We start from the raw sequence: 203 nt of genomic DNA on the forward strand, positions 1-203 counted from the left end.
TGCCCTGCGCCTGCAGGGCGGCGACGGGGGCGAAGTTCTCCGAGGCGATCATCTCGAGCGTCGTCTGCTGGCGCTCCAGCTCGGCGTCGAGGAGACGCGCGACGTCGGGGTCGAACGCGGCGAGCGACTGGTTCAGGTCCATGCCCCCAGGGTAGTGGGCGTCCTCGAAGGGCGGGGGAGTCCGGGTGTGACGTGGGCGGGGG

General features: G+C 72.4%; 1 pseudogene. It reads right to left on the bottom strand.

Annotation, left to right across the window (positions count from 1 at the left end):
- A pseudogene (locus tag ASF38_RS18885) lies at positions 1 to 142 on the bottom strand (serine hydroxymethyltransferase); the annotation flags it as partial.
- Positions 143 to 203: the final 61 nt, after the last annotated feature.

This window comes from Aeromicrobium sp. Leaf272, assembly GCF_001422865.1.
GTDB lineage: Bacteria > Actinomycetota > Actinomycetes > Propionibacteriales > Nocardioidaceae > Aeromicrobium.